We start from the raw sequence: 19,158 nt of genomic DNA, 5'->3' as shown, positions 1-19,158 counted from the left end.
CTGAGCGGCCCGATTAACACAGCAGCCGTCTTTCATGGGCGCGCTTGTCGGCGTAGACCCAAAGCGAAACCCGGGCGTGATCGTTTTCCCCGTTACTGAAACGGATGGGCCCCGCGGATGTGGAAAACTCATTGAAACGCAGTGCATCGAGCAGGCCGCGATGCTGGCGAGCAGCGAGGTCAACCAGCGAGAACGCGGCCAGCGTCTCGATGGCATAGACCGGGGCCGGTTCGTTGTAGAGGCGCTGATAGGCGAGGTCCACTGACTGCGCTTCTGGCAGGTCGCTGGCAACCGGGAAGCTTATGACGTACACAGTGCCGATGTTTTCCACACCCCCAACCAGCGCGGGGGACGCTGCATCATCGGTAAAGAAAATCGGTAATCCACAACCGGCAGCACGGTTTTCCACAAGGAAGTCGTGGCTGGCCTTCAGGCGTCCACAGAACACCAGTGCGTCGGCATGGGTCGCGTCGCTCACGATACGAACTGTGGATAACTTATTGGGGGCACCCGCTGCTTGCTTTATCTCCTGTAGTTGCTGTTGCCCATGCAGACTGGAGTCAGTAAACATTGCCAACCTGAGCAAGCCCTCGTCTTCAGCAAAAGCCAGCAGACGCTTGGCGAGAAGGCGATCCGAGGCACAAATCCTGAAGGTGGTGCTGCCCTCTTTTGTAAGCGCCGCACAGGTAGAGGCTGGAAGGATCAACGGGATACCGGCCTGTGCATAACTTGCGACGACGGTCGCGGCAGATCCGGAAGCGAAGTGACCGATAACAGCATCTACTCCAGCCTCGATGAATCGCTCGGCAGCCGCGCGCCCCCCTTCGGCACTGGCGCCGTCGTCGAAGTAAAGATGTTGCGCACGCCGGACATTGCTGAACAGGTGACTGGAGAGATAAACGCCACGCAGGAAACTGCGGGCGTGCAAGGTGGTGCCCACGTCCAGCGCCGCGCAGATACCCAGGCGCATCATGACAACGCGACCTCGGTAAACCGCGAAGGGCAGAACGGTTTCATGATGGAGCGATGATCGGCGTCCAATTGCACCCCGGCCATCAGCCCGCTCAATTCGAACGCCAGCAATTCTGCGACGCTGGGGGCCATCTTGAAGCCGATGCCACAGAACCCCGTCGCCAGATAGACATGGCTACCGGAACTGGAGCGACCGATCAGGGGCCGGCCATCATCGGTATAGGCATCCCAGGCGACCTGGGTGACAACCGCCAGACTGTGTTGTGGGCCGAAACCGAGCCTGGCGACGCGTTCGATGACGTCCTGCTCGTTGTCCATCACCGACAGGTTCAGTTGCGAGGCGTGCTCGGCGTGATGCCGCCGCTGTCCTCCTACCTGCATCAGATTGCGCCCCAGAGGCAGCAGGTAAGTGTTCAGAGAATGAGCGATGATCGGCATGCTTGGCGCGTGATCGCAGCCCATCCGGGTGAATGGGATGGTGCGTGCGTGCACAGCGCCGTGGGGCCTTGGCAGCGGACCGTCAGCGCCACTGGCATCGACGACCCACGTGGCGTCCAGACGCAATTTGCCCGCGTGTACCTGAACGTAGCCTTCGAGTTCGACACAACGGTCCACTGCCAGATGATCGAGGAAAATAGCTTTTTCGCTGATGTATCGGCACAGGTCCGAAACGGCGGCGCGGGCATCGACCGTGCCGCCGTTGCGCTCGATCAGCAGGCATTCGTCCTTGCAAAATGCGCTGAAACGACCGTTGTCCAGCGCTTTCACCGAGGCGTGCAGTTCGACATTCTGCGTGCCCTCAATGCCGACGGCATCCAGATACAGGCCGCACACTTCAGCGCTGGCGATATAGGCAACACCGGTTTGCTTGAGCGACCGCTCGAACAGCGCATGCACGATGCCTGTCCTGCCGTGGTGTGCGTCGCGACGGGTCAACGGACGCAACGCCGGGTCCAGTTCCAGCCCCCGAACGATGCCACCGGTGTCACGGGTCGCACCCTGGCCGCCGCCAATGCCCTTTTCCATAAGGGCCACATCCAGACCGCTTTCGACCAGCGCAGCGGCGATCGAAGCGCCCATGACACCGGCGCCGATCACGATCACATCGAATGACGTCTTCATCAGCGTCTCCCTGCTCAGATTTCGTACTCAACGGCGCTGACGTACACCAATTGCTGGAACACTTCGTTTTCAGTGAAGCGGCAGTAGCGCAGGATCTGCTTGGCCAGATCCGGGAACACAGGCGCGCCAATCGCCCCGATCAGCGCCATGTAAGGCAGGATTCGCTTGCCGAGCAGTTGGCGATCACGGGCGGCGTTGATCACGTCGCAGAGCAGCACCGCCAGACCTTTCATGCTGAAGTGATCCACCGAGGTCACCTCGAACCAGCGAGCGACGAGGATCTTGATCGCGGCGGCATCCGCCGAGGCGACCTTCAGGCTGTCGCCGTGGATCCGCTCGCGCTCGGCCTGAGCCGCCAGCTTGACCAGCACCTCGCTGAAGGTTTCCTTGCGCCAGGCGGCGAATTTATCTACGTCGAAGTCATCGGTGTCCTGCTCGGGAGCGATCAACGCAAGGTAAAAGCGCGCGCTGTCGGTGCAGGCTTGGGCCACCAGATCCCGCGCCCAGATCGCGTAGTTGCGACTGGTGGAGAGGTTCTTGCCGTTCAACGTCAGGAACTGGTTGGTGTAGAAGGTCTGGCGCATGTGATAGCCGTGCATCGTTTGCAGCAGCGCCGGGTACACCATCATGTGGCTGAAGGCGCAGTCATAACCGAGGAAATGCACGAGCCGGCCCTTGCCTGAACGGCAATACTCGTCGTACTCCCACGGCGCATGCTTGTACTCGTTGAGGTATTCGTTGAACGCGCCCAGATACCCCGACAGGCCCATGAACCAGGTGTGGATGCGCCGACTGCCGTCGGGCTTGAGGTCCAGCCCGCCGTCATGAGGACGGGTAATTCCCCAGTCCAGCGGGCCGATCTCGAATTCCTCGTTGAGGAAGCGGCGAATGAAAGGCCGCAGCGGCATATGCTCGAACGTGGTTTTAAGAGAGTTGCGGAAGTTGGAGAGCGCCAGGAACTCGCGCTCTACCGGCCGCCAGATCATTTTTGACGAGCACAGTTTGCAGCGGAACTCGGTCATCTTCGAAGCATTGGGGGTGTGGGCGCATTCTTCGCACTGGCTGGCGTCGGAATCCGAACCGCAGTAATCGCAATTGCCTCGCCCAAACGCTTCATACCCCCACTTGTCGCAGTGTTCGCAATAGGGCTCCTGGCTGACTTTCTTGTAAATGGCTCCCGCCTTTACGGCGGATTCGTAGGTTTCCTCAACGGCCTGCTTAAAGTATTTGTTTCGATAAGGGCGCATCCAGAAGTCGACTTCGATGCCCATCTTTTTCAGGGTGTCATTGATCTTGTCGGTGTTCTCCAGCGCCAGTTCCTGCGGCGCCCGATCCAGCTCGATTGCGCGGCGCAGCATGTATGACTGGTAGTCGTCCGAGTACGACACCAGTGTGCAGTCGTGCCCGCGTTGACGTTGCGCGCGAGCGTAAACGTCGGCAGCCAGAAAAGGACCTGCCATGTGCCCGATATGCAGATCACCGTTCGGCGTGGGAGGCGTGATGGTGACCAAAAGCTTGCTCATTACGAGGCCCTCTGATCGGACACGTCATGAATCGTCGCTTTCTGCAGGGCAAACTCGTTCAGCGCCATCGCTTGCTGAGCGTCTTCATCGAGGAAACGATTGGCTGAGTCGCGATCCCACCAGACCACATAGAAATGGAAGTCTTCATCGGAGTCGTTCAGCACGTAATGATCGGTGTGCTTCGGGATGGCGGCGATGTCGCCGATGGCGAAAGGGTACGTCTGGTCCCCTACGACCAACTTGGCGGTGCCTTTGATACCGATGAAGAACTCTTGATCGATCTGGGTGTGGGACAGTGACTGGGTGCCTGGACGGACCACGCACCAACCGCCGCCAATGGGCGTTGGATAACCGTCCCAGGGCAGAAGCCTGGACCCGTCCAGGTCGTACTCATGAACCAGTTTGTCCCACGCCATAGGGCGAAAAATTTGAAAATCTGCCATGAAGTTCACCTTCAGCCCGGAGCATCTCTGCTCGTTGTATGACCGACGCTGGCCAATGCCTGTAGACGCCGTTGAGTGGAGGGATAAGCTGAAGAAAATCGGCAAAGGGAGCAAACAAGAAATATGCAATTACCAGTTAAGTTTGCCTTAACTGAAGTTAGCTTAATCGCCATATTTATCAGAAATTTAAGTGCGCTTTACCGCTAATTAGTTGGCTCATTTAACACTGAAGCAGGACTTAACTGTCATGGTTTAGATGCCGTTAAAGCATACAGATGGGCAGTTTTGAGGATGACGTTGTATCCGTATGCAGGCCGGGTCTGCTGAAGCGAAGTGATTGCAAAGGGCTAGGACCATCGATACGTCTGTGTCGCCTGCACCCTTTTTCGCGAATGAATTCGCTCTTACAGAAAGTGCAGTGACTGATTGAAAAAATGCAGTTTCGTCGCTTCCCTGTAGGAGCAGCGCTTGTTAAGCCGAACTAGCGCGTGGTGAACTCCCGCTGGCTCGAGACCGCCTGTGCTACCAGCCAGTCGCGGAACTGGCGGCTGGATTTGGGCAATATGGCCGTTTCGTCATACACCAGGTAATACGCAATGGGCGTATCGATGGTGGCGCGGAACGGCACGACCAAACGCCCGCAGGCAAGTTCTTCGCGAATCAGCGAACGCCGCACCAGCGCGATGCCCCTACCCGCCAACGCTGCTTCAATCACGCCGTTGGAATCTACGAACACCGAGCCCCGGTGCACAGCGGCCTCGGCGTCTTCGATACCCACGGCCCTGAGCCACAACGCCCAGTCTTCGCGGTGTTCGTCGTGCAACAGGTTGTAGTTCTTGAGATCGATCGGCGAGGACAGGTAGCGCGAATCCGGTAGCAGGCTCGGCACGCACACCGGCTGCAGGCGGTCGTTGATGAGCATCTCGACTTCCAGACCTGGATAGCGGCCCAGTCCATGACGGACGGCGAAGTCCACGCCATCGCCCAACAGGTCCACCAGTCGGTTGGTGGTGCTGATCAGCACTTCGATGCCCGGACAGATCGCTTGGAAGTCCGGCAAGCGCGGCAACAACCACTGCATCGCAAAGCCACTGGTGCAACTGACTGTGATGGTATTGGGGCCGTTGTCGCTCATCAGGCGCTGGGTGGCATCGGAAATCTGGCCCAGCGCAGGGCGGATGGCGCGCAGGTAAATCTTGCCTTCAGGTGTCAGCTCCAGACGCTTGGTATTGCGAATGAACAGCGTGACCCCGACCGCCTTTTCCAGCTTGGCGATCTGCTGGCTGATCGCTGCCGGTGTAACGAACAGCTCGCCCGCCGCGCTTTTCATGCTGGCGTGGCGCCCTGTCGCTTCAAAACACAACAAGGCGTACAGGGGCGGGAATTTCATGCCGTTCCTCAGTTAAGAAAATCTAATGTGCGTTAGAAAAGCTCGCTTGAGCAAGGCTTTAGAGACTGCTCAAATCATCACACCGCGGCTCGACGAGCGTCAATCGAGATGTTCAGAGTCGATCCATTAAAAGCACTGGATCTGGAATAAGGAAGTGCCATGCGCCCATCTGACTATGTTCGATTACTTCTGCTCGCCGCGATATGGGGTGCAAGTTTTCTATTCATGCGCATAGCGGCTCCAGTATTAGGTGCACTGCCGACCGCATTCTTCCGCGTACTTTTGGGAGCCATCGGTTTGTTAGTGATATTGGCCATTCTTAAAACCCATCACGACTTTCAAGGCAAATTCAAAGCCACCCTGATATTGGGGGTCATCAACTCCGGCATACCTTTTCTCATGTACAGCATGGCGGCCTTGATGTTACCTGCCGGGTATTCCGCCATTCTCAACGCTACAACGCCGTTGATGGGTGTGTTGATTGGCTCGATGTTTTTCAACGACTCGCTGACGCGGAAAAAAGCTGCAGGCGTTTTGATCGGGCTGCTGGGGATAACATTGCTGACCGCCACGGGCCCGGTGACCTTCACCAGCACAGTGGTGATGGGTGCCCTGGCCTGTCTGGTCGCGACCAGTTGCTACGGCGCAGCAGGGTTTCTCACCCGTCAGTGGATCGCCGACAATGGCGGGCTTGATGCCAAGCTTGTCGCATTCGGCAGCCAGATGGGTGCCACGTTGTTCCTCATGCCCTTCTTCGGGGTGTCGGCGGCAGTCAGTCCACCCGCCAGTTGGGGCAATGCCGGTGTCTGGTTATCGCTGGCGGCGTTAGGCTTTGTCTGCACCGCTTGCGCCTACATCCTGTATTTCCGCCTGATCGCTGATATCGGCCCGGTTCGTTCGTTGACGGTGACCTTTCTGATCCCGCCATTCGGCGTGCTGTGGGGCGTGATGTTTCTCGATGAGCATCTGTCAGTCGGCCATCTATACGGCGGCGGCCTGATCTGCCTGGCGGTGTGGTTTGTACTGAGCAAAAGCGCACCCAAAGCTGCGCCGCAGAAGCACGACCCTGCTGCGACCCACTGATTCGCCCCCGATATCCACAGCTGACTTCACGACTTCAGCGTCCGGTAGCGATTACCGGACCGGGCCCGGCTGTACCCGGCTTTTGCCAAGCGGCTTAACGGGCGTGGCACAAAACAGGCTTTTGGAAGCACCGAGATGGCCATACCTACAGACGCATTCACCCTTGAGCCCGCTGGCCGTGGCATCTGGGCGGAGTATGCACCATGAGCAGAGCGATCCCGTTGATTGCCCTTCGCACCTTCGTCGAGGTGTGCAAGGTCGGCAGTATGAAGCGCGCCGCAGATCACCTGTGTGTGTCGCCCGCAGCGATCAGCCAGCAGATCAAAGGGCTGGAGGATCAGACTGGCAAGCGCCTGTTCGAGCGCGACGCCAAGGGGATCCAGCTGACCGCCAGCGGCCGCGTCCTGTTCGATGAGCTGTCCGGTACTTTCGATGTCATCGAAAAAGCCTGGTCCGGCGCAGCGCTCAAACAGCCTCGGCAGACCCGGCTGGTCATCAGCACCACGTCCACCATCGCCAGCTCCTGGCTGATTCCGGCGCTGGGAGACTTTAAGGAACGCTGCCCGACCATTGAAATATCGATCCAGATCTGCAATGGCCTGTCCGACCTCAAGCATGGTCATGTGGATATCTCGATCCAGCGAGAGATGGCCGCCAGTCCTGACAACCATGCAGCCCGCTTGTGGTCCTCCTATCTGATCCCGGTGTGCAGCCCCAACCTGCTCGCCAAGCAGCGCAGCATTGAAAGCCCACAGGACTGCCTGACTTATCCACTGCTGCAGGACACCGAACGCAATTACTGGAAGGTGTGGATGAATGCTTTCGGTATGGGTAACCGCAAGATGATTCAGGGGGCCAGCTACGGCGATGAATCCCTGTTGATAAGTGCAGCCTGCGCCGGTCAGGGTATTGCCCTGGTCAATAATGTTTTTGCCTGCGAGGCCCTGCGTTCCAAGCGCCTGGTGCAAGTGACCAACAGCACCTGCGAGCTGAAATTCGATTACTTCGTGTACTGCGCCAGGGAGCGGCGCGAAGAGTGGGCAATTGTCGAATTCATGAAATGGGCGGTGCAGCAGGCAGGCAAGACTGCCAAGGGTCATCTTCGAGAGGTCGACTCCGGGCACAAGGTGGCGTGAATCATGCCAAATACAATGAGCCACCGCCTCACCTGACCCTGCTGCTGGATTTATGGCGCCGCCTCGCCAGCGCCTTCAGAGCGGGGCATCAGCATTTGCGATGATCGGTTCAGACATGCCTGTGCTTATAGTGCGTCCGTCATGGACGCACCCAGGTGCCATCGCTATGGATTCAACTACCCTCACCTCGCTTCCCGCACAGACATGGCTGTCGGACCGAGGCATTACCTGCGTACTGTTTTTCGCTCCGCTGCTGGTATTGATGCTGTCGGTGGCGGCCCTCAACGGCGGAGAGTTTTTCTACACCCTGGATGACCCTTATATCCATCTGACGCTGGCACGACAGATATTCAACGGTCATTACGGCATTAACCCTACAGAGTTCTCAGCCCCTTCATCGAGCATCCTCTGGCCGTTTATCCTGGCGCCATTCGGCTTCCTTGGCACGGCGATGTACAAGGTGCCGCTGGTCCTGAACCTGATCTTCTCCTTCTTCACGTTCCGCCTGCTGCTACAGATGCTTCAGGGCGTCAGCGTCTGGCCAAAAATATTGATATTGGTTGGCTGGCTACTGGCGACCAATTTCTACGGCCTTATCTTCAACGGCATGGAACATTGCCTGCAGGTGTTCCTTACCATCGCTATCGCCAAGGCCGTGGTGGACAAGGAATTCCGCGGTTACCCCGTCACTTCACTGGTCTATGGCGCAATCGTATTGCTGCCGCTGGTTCGTTACGAGGGGCTGGCGATATCGATGCCCGTGCTGCTTTACCTGCTGATCAAAGGTGATGCTATTCGCGCTCAGGTGTGCGGTGCGGTCATCGTCTTGCTGGTCACCGGCTTTTCACTGTTTCTGGACCATATCGGCATGGGTTGGCTGCCGTCATCGGTGATCGCTAAATCCGATACGTCCGGCATCAAATCCATCGTGCTCAATGCCATCAGCCAGTTCGAGAAGTACGGCTGGGTCATTGTGCTGATGCTGGTGATGTGTGGATTTTTTATCCAGCGCCGGGCGCTGGTGATGCTGCTCGTCAGCGTAACGGCGCTGCACGTGTTGCTGGGCAAATACGGCTGGTACGGACGCTATGAAATTTATTGGCTGAGCTTCCTCGGGGTGTTTTTTCTGCACTGGGCACTGACCAGCCTCAAGCCAGGTTCGGTCGCCTTGATATTCGGGCTGTTGCCGCTGGCGTTCGCGCCCCTGGTGTACGCCACATTCAGCACGCCGCTCGCGGCTCGGGCCATCCATAACCAGCAATACGCGCTGGCGATGATCGCCAGCGAATTGGACCAGCCGGTGGCGGTCAACGACCTGGGACTCGTGGCGCTCAACAGTCAGCGTTATGTGCTGGATCTTTGGGGCCTGGGCAGCCTTGAAGCGCTGAAACTGCGCAAGTCCCAGAGCGGTCCCGAATGGATTCAGACCTTGATGGACAAGAAGAATGTGCATTACGCCTTCGTCTACGACGACTGGTTCACACAGCACCCTACAAACTGGATCAAGGTGGCCGACCTGCAATTGACCGTGCCGAAAATCGCCGCAGCGCTCGACACAGTGGCGTTCTACGCGACGGACAGTGAATCGGCACACCGCTTACGCATGACCATGAAGGCTTATCAGGCGGCACACCCTGAGGCGAAATTCAACGTTGCGTATCAGGCAGAGTAAGTGCAGCCGGGTATTGAGCCGTTATCACTTAGCGCATGAAGTTTGAATAAACAACTGCTGCATAATGGGCCTAACTGTTCAAGCGCTGTTGCTGCAGAAACACTCTGAATAATCATATAACTTGAGCATGCATGCTTATTCCAAAAAACAATAGAAAATCGCCTTATATGTTTCCTGACAATATATAAACTCGCCCGCTTGACTCTGTTCAGGTGGCGCCATGAAATTCCCAACATTCCTTTCCTTAAGTCTCATTCTGACTCTTGCAAGCGCCAGTGTATTTGCAGGCGCAACCCTGGATCGAATCAATCAGAAGCACCAGTTGGTCAATGTATTGATGGAAAGTTACCCGCCCTTCTCTTTCCTCAATGATCAGAATCAGCTTGATGGCTTTGATGTGGATGTCGCCAACGCCGTCGCGAGCAAACTGGGGGTCGAGCTTAAGCTGGAAACGCCTTCATGGGAGGTGACCGCTGCCGGACACTGGCAAGGCCGCTATGACGTCTGCATCTGTTCCATGACCCCTAGCGCCGCCCGGGGGCAGGTGTTCAACTTTCCGGCCGAGTATTACGCCTCCCCCGCCGTGATCGTGGTCAATGCCAAAGACAGCGCCATCAAAAGCGCGGCGGACTTTTCCGGCAAGAAGATCGGTGTCGGCAGCGCTTCCACCTATGAAGCTTATGTGAACAAGGATCTGGTCATAGAAGGCGCCGAAAACACCCACATCGATTACCCGTTCGATCAGGCCCAGGCCGTGCCCTACGAGACCGACGACGTGACGTTCCAGGACCTGGCGCTGGGGAGCGGCAAACGTCTGGATGCCGTGCTGACCAATCTGGTGGTGGCCAAGGAGCGAATCACCCACGACCCCCGCTTCAAGATCACCGGAAACGTGCTTTACGCCGAGCCCAATGTGGTGGCGACGGAAAAAGGCGATCCCGAGTGGGATGCCAAACTCGCTCAGGTGCTGGCCGAACTCAAGAAAGACGGCACGCTGACGAAAATTTCCGAGAAATGGATTGGCTCAGACATCACCCAATGACCTCTTTCCTGCCTCCACCATCTCAGCCCGTACGTGCTCCAGCAGTCAAACGACATGTGCTTTCGTTTCGAGTGAGGCTGTGGCTGACCTGGGCCGCAATGCTTGGGCTGTTCGTTGCGCTGTTCCTGAGCCTGGACCTCAAACTCGCCATCGTCGCGGATAAATGGCAGTACCTGATCGGGCTGCGCCTGTCGCCCAACGGTTTTCTTCAGGGCGCTGCGCTGACGCTGTTCCTGTGTGTCTGTTCGATCTTCTGTTCGATGGCACTGGGTTTTGCGACCGCTCTGGCCAGGCTGTCGAGCAGTGCCGTTGCGGTGGGCGTGGCGACGTTCTACACCTCGTTCTTTCGGGGCACGCCGCTGTTGATCCAGATCCTGATGATCTATCTGGGTCTGCCGCAGATCGGCATCGTTCCGGGGGCTGTCAGTGCCGGGATCATCGCGCTTTCACTGAACTACGGCGCCTACCTGAGCGAGATTTTCCGGGCAGGAATCATCGGCGTTGCACAGGGCCAGCGTGACGCTGCCGCCGCGCTGGGCATGCGCCCTTCAGTGACGTTCTGGCAAGTGATCGTGCCCCAGGCCATGCGCACGATCATTCCTCCCACTTCCAGCCAGTTCATTTCCATGCTCAAGGACTCTTCGCTGGTCTCGGTCATGGGGGTATGGGAAGTGATGTTTCTGGCTCAGTCCTACGGGCGTTCGTCCTACCGCTACATCGAAATGCTGACCACGGCCGCACTCATTTACTGGCTGCTGTCGCTGGGGCTTGAATTGATTCAGGCGCGGCTGGAGCGGGTGTACGGCAAGGCCTACGTTAATCAACGCTAGCAACCGCACAGGCCGGGGACGCTACGGCGCCGACCTGATCGGCCATTACCTCAAGGAAACCCCATGTCTGATCCTCAACCGCTGTTGTTCGGGCTTTACGAGCAAGCCAGCGTCGGCTGCGGAGGCGCGCCGAGTTTATGGACGCACCCGGCAGACGAGCGTCTGGGCATCAACACCCTGCGTTACTGGTCGAACCTTGCCCGAACGGCCGAAGAAGCCAACCTCGATATCATGTTTTTCGGCGACGTTCTGGGCTTTTATGACGTCTACGGTGGCTCCGAAGCCATGGCCCTCAAATGGGCCGTCGAAGCCCCCGCCAACGATCCGCTAACCATCATCCCCGCATTGGTGGCGCTCACCGAAAGGCTCGCGTTTGGGGTAACCGTCACCACGACGTATGAACACCCCTTCAGCCACGCCAGGCGTTTCAGCACGCTGGACCACCTGTCCAATGGCCGCATTGGCTGGAACATCGTGACTTCGTACCTCTCCAGTGCAGCACGCAATTTCGGGCTGGAACAGATGATCCGGCACGACGACCGCTATGAGCGTGCCGAGGAATTTCTCGATGTTGCCTACAAGCTGTGGGAGGGCAGTTGGGCAGATGATGCCGTGTTGGCGGACAAACCGGGGCTGACCTACGCCAACGGTGCGCGCGTACGCCCCATCGCTCATGCAGGCGAGCATTACCGGGTGGCCGGGCCGCATCTCAGCGCCCCGTCGCCGCAACGTACACCGCTGCTGATTCAGGCAGGCTGGTCCGAGCGAGGTCGGCAATTTGCAGCCAAGCACGCGGAGTTGGTCTTCATCGCTAAATCCAATCCGCTGGACATCCGCCAGGGTCTGGAAGACATCTGGGCTCAGGCCGAGGCGCGCGGACGTCAGCGCCGGGACGTAAAGTCCCTGACCGTGCTGCGGGTGGTCACCGGGGCAACTGCCCTCGAAGCTCAACAGAAATATGAGGCGCTGCAGAGCAACTATCATCTGCAAGCACAGCTGGTCAGCTACGCAGGCGACACCGGGATCGATATCAGCCGCTATGCCGATAACGAGCCGTTATCCACCCATACCGAGGGCATGACCTCCTACGTCATGAAACCCGATGGCAGCGGCATACCGCTGACGGCCGGTGAGGTCAAACAGCGCTTCGCCAACGTGACGCGAGGAAGCGACCTTATCCTGGTCGGTACGCCTGAACAGATCGCCGGGAAGATCGAAGAGCATGCGCGTATTTCCGGCACCAGCGGCTACATGCTGAATCAGTTGATCAGCCCCGGATCGCTCGACGATTTCGTCGAAAAGGTCATACCTGCCCTGCAAAAGCGCGGGCTCTACCGCACCGCACCGCAGAGCGGAACGTTGCGCTCGCGCCTGAACAGTGAAGGCTGTGACCGTTTACCGGCATCGGCTTATGGAGCTACGTTCCGCTTCACCTGAACCTTTTACCCACAGGCAGCTGCCCCCCAAAAACCCACCTTTGCGTGGGTTTCTTTTATCCGGGAATTATAAAGTTTGTATCAGGCTCCAGACAGCTTGCTGGCGATACAGTGGCCGCAACGTTGAAAGCCTATTGAAATCACGATCCGAACGATGAAAACAACTCAAACCCTGCGCCGTCGCCTCAAAAGCAGAATATCTTTAGTATCGGTGATTGGACTTGTCCTGGCCTTGATGGCTGCCTTTATCCTGCACTCTCATTCCGTGGGCGAACGCAAGGCACGCAGGGCTATGCTGCCGCGCTTGCTTCCCACCGTTCAGACCCACGACCTCGGCGGCTCATCGACATTGACGCTGTTCGTGCCCAACCATTCGAAGAAGACCATTGTCATTGCCGTTCCCATCAACAACGATCTTGGCACCAAGCGTTTGCGCAAGCTGAGCTTCGATGCGTCGGCCACCATCCTTAAAGTCGAACTCCCCACCGCAGATTGCCTGCAGGCACTTCGATTGTTCGATGAATCGCTGCGACGGTTTGCGCCCTCAGCCGATATCGTCGTGGGTCTGGATCAGGAGGCGATCCTGGCGCAACGCTGGCTGTCCTTGCAAAACAACGAGCAGGCAATTGCTGTCTCGTTGACGACTGACGGTATTGGCGCACCTGCCAGGGACGTCTGCGCCGGGCCCGCCACCGTACTGCCCTCCAAAGGAACGTGGCACAACATCACGTCAAACAAACTGACCGTTTGGGAAAACGGAGTCGCCACCGACGTCACGACTCCGATCACACCAAGAACGCTGATTTCCGAAGAGCTGGAAACCTATTTGCGTCACGAGATCCTGAACATCCCTGAACTGAATATGCTTAACAAGCTGCCGTTGATAGAGCTGCCTGCCGCTAATTACAGCGACACGCTGACCATCTTCTACTCGGGAGATGGTGGCTGGCGCGGGCTGGACAAGCACGTCTCCGAACGCATGGCGGACATCGGGATTTCAGTCGTTGGCGTGGATGCCCTTGACTACTATTGGGACTTCAAAAGCCCGGAAAAAAGTGCAGCAGAATTGTCTGAACTGATGGAGCACTATCGTCAGGTCTGGGGGATCAAGCACTTTGTTATCGCCGGCTACTCCTTTGGCGCCGATATCCTGCCTGCGCTATACAATCGACTGCCGGCCACTGATCAGGCTGATATCACCAGCATTATGCTGTTGTCCTTCGCCCGCAGTGCCAACTTTGAAATCCGCATTGAAGGGATGATCGGCAAAGACGCCGGGAAATACCTGACGGCCCCGGAAATGGCGCAGTTGCCAGCCGATAAAGTGTTTTGTGTTTATGGTACCGACGAGGCGCACAAAAGCGGCTGCACGGATACCAGGGTCGTCGGCAAAGCCCTCGGAATACCGGGTAACCACCATTTCAACGATGATTACGATACGGTATCCACACACCTGATCGACTTCATCAGAAGATCCTCGGAAGGCTAAATTAGCCTTCTTACAGCCCGTGCTTCCTTGAAACTCGCCACTGAGTTCAAGGAGCCACCGGTTAGCGCTTCTATTCATCTCGCCTTGTACACAAATTGCCCAATACCTGACTCAGGGATGACCGAGCCCGGCTCCGGCACCGCCATGGGTGACATGCATACATTCACCATGATAATTCACAGTAATACCGCGTATTAGAACTAAGAATTGGCCAGGCATGCATTAACTACGTACACGTTAAGAAAGAGCACACATGCATACGTCTTATTCAGAGGTGTCCCGGTGAGAAGCCACTTCACTGACCTGATCACGCAGCCATTTATGAGCAGGATCCTCATTAAACCGGTGGTGCCAGATCTGCACGAACGGAAAAGGAGGAATATCCAGGGGTGGGCTGAGTTTGATCAGGGAGTCGTCGATTTCTGCTTCATCCAAGGTTCGCGTGGCCACCGTCAGGATAAGGTCGGTATGGCTGATCATGCTTGGCGCCGTGCGCCAATGGGGCACGCTGACCGCTATGCGCCGACTCAGACCCTGGGCCCTGAGCAGGTTATCAACCTCGCCAATGCTGCCATCCATGGACACCAGAATGTGCGGCCGCAGCAGATAGCTGTCCAGGTCAAGAATGCCGCTGGACGGCAAGGTGCTACGGTCAAGCAGGCAGGAAAACGTCTCTTCGAACATCGTGGCCTGTGCGATATCGGCAGGCAGATTAGGGAAAACCCCCAGAGCCAGATCGATCTTGCCCTGCGTCACCTGCTCGAGCATGGCAGGGCGGCTGCCCTGAGTCACGACGACCGTTGTATTGGGCGCCGTCTTGCGAATACGCACCAGCAGGCGGGGCAGCACGATAGCCGCGCCATAGTCGGACATCGCCAGGTTGAACGTACGCTGAGAAGTGGCTGGCTCGAAGGCGATGGTCCCCCCGAACAACGTTTCGATATGGCTGAGCACAGCCTTGAGAGGTGCCTGGAGGTTGAGCGCCAGCGCGCTCAGGTGAACGTCATTACCCTTCCTGATGAGGATGGGATCGTCGAGAAGGCTGCGCAGCTTACTCAGGGAATGGCTGATAGCAGGCTGGCTTAAATGCAGCCGCTCTCCAGTCCTTGTCACATGCTTTTCGGTAAGCAGCGCGTCCAGAACCACCAGCAGGTTCAAATCGATATTGCGCAACAAGACATTCACCATCCTTGGCCTTCCAAACCACGAATTTCCCTATCGCAAACGAGGAGAGCGATGCATGCCACGATTAAACAGGATCATCGAGACGGCGCTCTATGTGAAAGATCTTAAAGAAGCTAAGGATTTTTACCACGGAACTCTCGACCTGGGAGTCATGGTCGAGAGCAACGTGCTTGTCGCGCTCAACGTCGGCGGACTGAACACTTTGCTGCTTTTCAAGCGAGGTGCGTCTGTGCAAACCAAGCACCTGAGTGGCGGAGAAATTCCGCCTCACGATGCCCATGGCCGGATTCATGTGTGCTTTGCCATTGATGCCAAAGACATGGGCCCGTGGACCGAGCGTCTTGCACAGGCGGGCGTGGCCATTGAGGGCCGGACAGAATGGCCCAAGGGGGGCTCGAGCATTTACTTCCGGGACCCGGATGAAAACCTGATCGAACTGCTGACCCCCGGTTGCTGGCCGATCTATTAAACACCATGAATCAAGGATGAAACGTCGATGATCCGTTACGGCGCAGTGAAGTACCACTGTCTTCAGATCTGGGTAACCTGCGCGTAGAGATAGCAAAAAATCAGGCCTCCGACTTACCCCAGCAGGGGACCACTTGAACAACCTGCTCATCCACCAACGGCTGTGAGCTTGGCGAATTTCGTCTATTTGTATGAAGGTATAGGGATGAAGCGAGTTCTTTCACAATGGAATGCGCAGTGTCCTCTAGCTCAATCGCCAAGATCATTCAGGTCGTTCAAATCTTGAACTACAGCCTTGGCTTACCTCCCGGCGAATCACGTTGTGGGCCACGGGCAGCGTTTATTGCATGCGATCGCGAAGTCGTTCAGCCAGAAAGTCGACAAAGGCACGCACACGGGCCGGCGTGTTTGATCCGGCGACGAAAACAGCGTGCACCTCTTCGGCGTCGTGAGGATTGAAGTCCTGCAAAATCGGAACGACCCTGCCCGCTTTAATGTCAGGATCGACCAGAAATTCACCCAGCCGCACGATACCCATTCCAAACCTGGCAAGTTGCCCAAGCGTTTCTCCGCTGTTTGCTTTGATACCGACCTTTATCGGGAGCCATTCGACGACCCATTTGCCAGAAATGGCTATGAAGTCTCGGCTCTAGGGAGCCAGTACCCAATATCGCCGAATCCTTCGCCGAAACCCGCTATAATCTCCCATTGCTCATTGAACGAAAATAGACACCGACCTACGGAACCCAAAAAGAAAAACGTTGTCCGTAATATCAGAATTTAACTTGCTTACTACTTACCAAGGATAGGTACACATGGCTTTTGATGGTTATATTCAGATCGCAGAAATTCCCGGCGAAGCTTTGGACGAGAAGTTCAGCAAATGGATCGAAATCACTGGATACAACTTTGGCGTTAGCCAAAGCACTTCTGCAACAGCCAGCTCGGCAGGAGGCGCGTCCTCCGGTCGAACTACAATGAGCAACTTCACCTTCACAAAATATCTTGACAGCGCCAGTTGCAAGCTGATGGAGGCTAGCTGTGCAGGTCAGCACCTCAAAGAGGTGAAACTAGTGCTCTGCCGAGCAAGCTCCGAAAGACTCAAATATTATGAAGTAGTACTTGAAGAAGTCATTATAGCTGACTATTCCCAAAGCGCTAGCTCAGGCGTGCCAATCGAAATTGTGCAACTGAACTACGGTCGTATTAAAACAACATACACCTTGCAAAAACGCAGCGATGGTCTCGCGGGCGGTAACGTAACCGGCGGATGGGATCGGATCGGCAATAAAAAATATTCATGAGGCGATGACATGTCCGAAGTTCAGTCTTTCATCAACTCCAAAACGCAAAACTTCGAAACCCTGAAGGCAAATATCGCGCTTTCCAAAAATTCGAAAGCCAAATTCAACATCCTTAATGCTCATATAGCAGGAGGTGTTGTACTCGCCGGTGAGCTTGTAATTGTAGGTGATGCTTCTACCCCCTCCTGTACCAGTCAAGAAGCCTACATGATGGCTAAAGCCAGCCAAGTCCATACGGACTTGCTAAGTAATGGCGCGGGCGCGGATGATTATTTTCTAGATAACTTCGAGCTATTGCAAAGTCTTCTTTCAAATGCCTCCATCGGTGTGGGTGCTGTAACCGATGGATGGAACAAGCACCTGAACGCAATCAAAACCACACTCGATGACATAGAAAAGTTACATAGGGAGCACCTCGGCTCAGGTTCTATGGCGGCCCGCGACACATTCTATGCAAAACGAACCGCCCTTTTCTTGAAACTGGATAAACAACTATCAAACATGGCATCTTACGGTTCGGGATTACGTAACGAAGGTTCAATTAAAAGGCTTTTGGGAATATCCACATCTAGCTACATGCACACGGGTGAAATATCTGGATATGCAGATAAAGTCTCTGGCGTCGCTAAAGCCGCTAAATTAGCAAAGAGAGGGGCTTACATAGGCACGGCTTTGGATGTGGCATCCACCGGTTTGTCAATCCATAAAGCTTGCACATTGGGCAGAGAACAAGAGTGCAAAAAAGCCACATATGTTGAGGGTAGCTCGCTACTGGGAAGTTTGAGTATCGGAGCGATAGGTGGCACGGTCGGTAGTGGTATTGCTGGAATAATATGTGTTGGATTAAGCATACCCACAGGCGGAGGTGCTGCATTAGCATGCGCAGTAATCGGAGGCGCTGCCGGAGGTATGGCGGGAGGTGCGCTGGGAACTAAAGGCGGTGAGATGATGGGTGACTATCTATACAGGCAGACAAGCCCATGACAGACGTGGATCCTGGGCTGATAGCGACGATCATTATTTTATCCGCCGTAATTACGGTGTGTATTTCTTTTTATGTGGCTCACGCCTATACCGAGAAATTTGAACATTGCCTTACAAACTGTCTATTTGTAGAGCAAAATAAACGGGTTTTTTCGAGCGCAGGGCTTCTGGGGAAAACTATGCGTTGCAACATGATTTATTTTTACCTCTGGATACCAAGTCTAGGAGTAAAAAGGGGCTTAGTGGATATAAAGGAGATCGAAAGCTTCCCTGTAAAACTTAAATACTTGCTTACGATTCCCTGGACCGCGCAGATTGTTCTTTTAATATCGCTAGCTTTGTTTATTCAATTATGCGCAAGTTAATCCCACTTATTTCCCTCCAAAAAAATAGGAGGTATTTCTTTATTAGGGAAACTCTGAAGAAGACTTCCAAATTTGGCAGAATGCCTGATCTCAACCGCCGAGACGCCTGATGAAGCAGATGACCTTCGCCGACGCCGAGTACGCTGGCAAACGCAAGCAAACCCGTAAAGAGCATTTCCTGATTGAGATGGATCAGGTCGTGCCCTGGAAGGGATTGATCAATCTGATCGAGCCTCATTACCCCAAGGGCGAAGGTGGCCGTCCCGCCTATCCGTTAATGGCGGTGCTGCGCGTACATCTGATGCAAAACTGGTTCGGCTACAGCGATCCTGCGATGGAGGAAGCATTGTACGAAACAACAATCCTGCGCCAGTTCGCGGGATTGAGTCTGGATCGGATGCCCGATGAAACCACCATTCTCAACTTCCGGCCCTTGTTGGAAAAACACGAGTTGGCAGACGGGATTTTGCAGGTCATCAACGGCTATTTGGGTGATCGTGGTTTGATGCTGCGCCAAGGCACCGTGGTCGATGCGACGATCATTCACGCACCGAGTTCGACCAAGAACAAGGACGGCAAACGCGATCCCGAGATGCATCAGACGAAGAAATGAAATCAATACTGTGTGTCACGAACACAGGTCGTATGACCTGTGATGCTGTACCGAAGATGGAAGTAGGCCTTCCGAAGTCGGCTTGCAGGAGCAGGCTTCAA

17 protein-coding genes and 1 pseudogene are annotated in these 19,158 nt (G+C 55.9%); 11 read left to right on the top strand and 7 right to left on the bottom strand.

All coding sequences use genetic code 11. The features are described 5' to 3' along the window. Positions 1-13: 13 nt before the first annotated feature. The 5 genes from EC915_RS13955 to gcvA form a co-directional block, all read right to left on the bottom strand. Positions 14-973, bottom strand: coding sequence for an ABC transporter substrate-binding protein (locus EC915_RS13955; RefSeq protein ID WP_133751129.1), 960 nt, complete (start codon positions 971-973; stop codon positions 14-16). Continuing rightward, on the bottom strand, positions 970-2,094 hold the full coding sequence (locus tag EC915_RS13950) for an FAD-binding oxidoreductase (RefSeq protein WP_133751128.1): 1,125 nt from the start codon (positions 2,092-2,094) through the stop codon (positions 970-972). Before EC915_RS13950 ends, EC915_RS13955 begins: the two co-directional genes overlap by 4 nt. A gap of 14 nt (positions 2,095-2,108) precedes the next feature. Continuing rightward, a complete protein-coding gene (locus EC915_RS13945) occupies positions 2,109-3,617 on the bottom strand; it encodes a methionine--tRNA ligase (RefSeq protein ID WP_133751127.1) in 1,509 nt (502 codons plus the stop codon). Further along, on the bottom strand, positions 3,617-4,060 hold the full coding sequence (locus EC915_RS13940; RefSeq protein ID WP_133751126.1) for a cupin domain-containing protein: 444 nt from the start codon (positions 4,058-4,060) through the stop codon (positions 3,617-3,619). Before EC915_RS13940 ends, EC915_RS13945 begins: the two co-directional genes overlap by 1 nt. Positions 4,061-4,541: 481 nt before the next feature. Then, entirely contained in the window at positions 4,542-5,450 is a 909-nt protein-coding gene (gene gcvA / locus EC915_RS13935) for a transcriptional regulator GcvA (RefSeq protein WP_133751125.1), read from the bottom strand. A gap of 159 nt (positions 5,451-5,609) precedes the next feature. Here gcvA and EC915_RS13930 point away from each other — a divergent pair, with 159 nt between their 5' ends. The 7 genes from EC915_RS13930 to EC915_RS13900 all read left to right on the top strand — a co-directional run bounded on the left by EC915_RS13930 (position 5,610) and on the right by EC915_RS13900 (position 14,138). After that, entirely contained in the window at positions 5,610-6,533 is a 924-nt protein-coding gene (locus tag EC915_RS13930; protein ID WP_133751124.1) for a DMT family transporter, read from the top strand. A gap of 203 nt (positions 6,534-6,736) precedes the next feature. Beyond that, a complete protein-coding gene (locus EC915_RS13925) occupies positions 6,737-7,669 on the top strand; it encodes a LysR substrate-binding domain-containing protein (protein WP_133751123.1) in 933 nt (310 codons plus the stop codon). Between the two features lie 166 nt (positions 7,670-7,835). Continuing rightward, positions 7,836-9,341, top strand: coding sequence for a hypothetical protein (locus EC915_RS13920; protein ID WP_133751122.1), 1,506 nt, complete (start codon positions 7,836-7,838; stop codon positions 9,339-9,341). 220 nt (positions 9,342-9,561) lie between these two features. Continuing rightward, complete coding sequence (locus EC915_RS13915; protein ID WP_133751121.1) at positions 9,562-10,383, top strand: transporter substrate-binding domain-containing protein; 822 nt, start codon at positions 9,562-9,564, stop codon at positions 10,381-10,383. Further along, a complete protein-coding gene (locus EC915_RS13910; RefSeq protein WP_133751120.1) occupies positions 10,380-11,213 on the top strand; it encodes an amino acid ABC transporter permease in 834 nt (277 codons plus the stop codon). The genes EC915_RS13915 and EC915_RS13910 overlap by 4 nt, the downstream gene beginning before the upstream one ends. A 63-nt stretch (positions 11,214-11,276) precedes the next feature. Further along, positions 11,277-12,650: an LLM class flavin-dependent oxidoreductase gene (locus tag EC915_RS13905; protein ID WP_133751119.1), complete on the top strand. Its 1,374-nt coding sequence runs from the start codon at positions 11,277-11,279 to the stop codon at positions 12,648-12,650. A 153-nt stretch (positions 12,651-12,803) separates the two neighbouring features. Further along, entirely contained in the window at positions 12,804-14,138 is a 1,335-nt protein-coding gene (locus tag EC915_RS13900; protein ID WP_133751118.1) for a virulence factor family protein, read from the top strand. Between the two features lie 264 nt (positions 14,139-14,402). Here the strand turns inward: EC915_RS13900 and EC915_RS13895 are convergent, their stop codons facing one another. Further along, entirely contained in the window at positions 14,403-15,326 is a 924-nt protein-coding gene (locus tag EC915_RS13895; protein ID WP_133751117.1) for a LysR substrate-binding domain-containing protein, read from the bottom strand. Positions 15,327-15,378: 52 nt separating this feature from the next. Between EC915_RS13895 and EC915_RS13890 the strand changes: the two genes are divergently transcribed. Next, entirely contained in the window at positions 15,379-15,792 is a 414-nt protein-coding gene (locus tag EC915_RS13890; RefSeq protein ID WP_133751116.1) for a VOC family protein, read from the top strand. Positions 15,793-16,131: 339 nt separating this feature from the next. Here EC915_RS13890 and EC915_RS13885 read toward each other — a convergent pair whose 3' ends face one another. Beyond that, positions 16,132-16,389: a LysR substrate-binding domain-containing protein gene (locus EC915_RS13885; protein WP_256658744.1), complete on the bottom strand. Its 258-nt coding sequence runs from the start codon at positions 16,387-16,389 to the stop codon at positions 16,132-16,134. A 217-nt stretch (positions 16,390-16,606) separates the two neighbouring features. Here EC915_RS13885 and EC915_RS13880 point away from each other — a divergent pair, with 217 nt between their 5' ends. From EC915_RS13880 to EC915_RS13860, 3 genes and pseudogenes are all read left to right on the top strand, one after another. Further along, complete coding sequence (locus tag EC915_RS13880) at positions 16,607-17,095, top strand: type VI secretion system tube protein Hcp (RefSeq protein WP_133751114.1); 489 nt, start codon at positions 16,607-16,609, stop codon at positions 17,093-17,095. Positions 17,096-17,104: 9 nt separating this feature from the next. Then, positions 17,105-18,079, top strand: coding sequence for a hypothetical protein (locus tag EC915_RS13875; protein WP_133751113.1), 975 nt, complete (start codon positions 17,105-17,107; stop codon positions 18,077-18,079). 474 nt (positions 18,080-18,553) lie between these two features. After that, positions 18,554-19,054 (top strand): annotated as a pseudogene (locus EC915_RS13860) (IS5 family transposase); the annotation flags it as partial. Between the last annotated feature and the right edge of the window lie 104 nt (positions 19,055-19,158).

The organism is Pseudomonas sp. LP_7_YM, assembly GCF_004364435.1.
In the GTDB taxonomy this organism is placed as follows: Bacteria; Pseudomonadota; Gammaproteobacteria; order Pseudomonadales; family Pseudomonadaceae; genus Aquipseudomonas.
The sequence above is the reverse complement of the archived record's forward strand: the minus strand, read 5'-3'. Positions and strand labels throughout refer to the sequence as shown.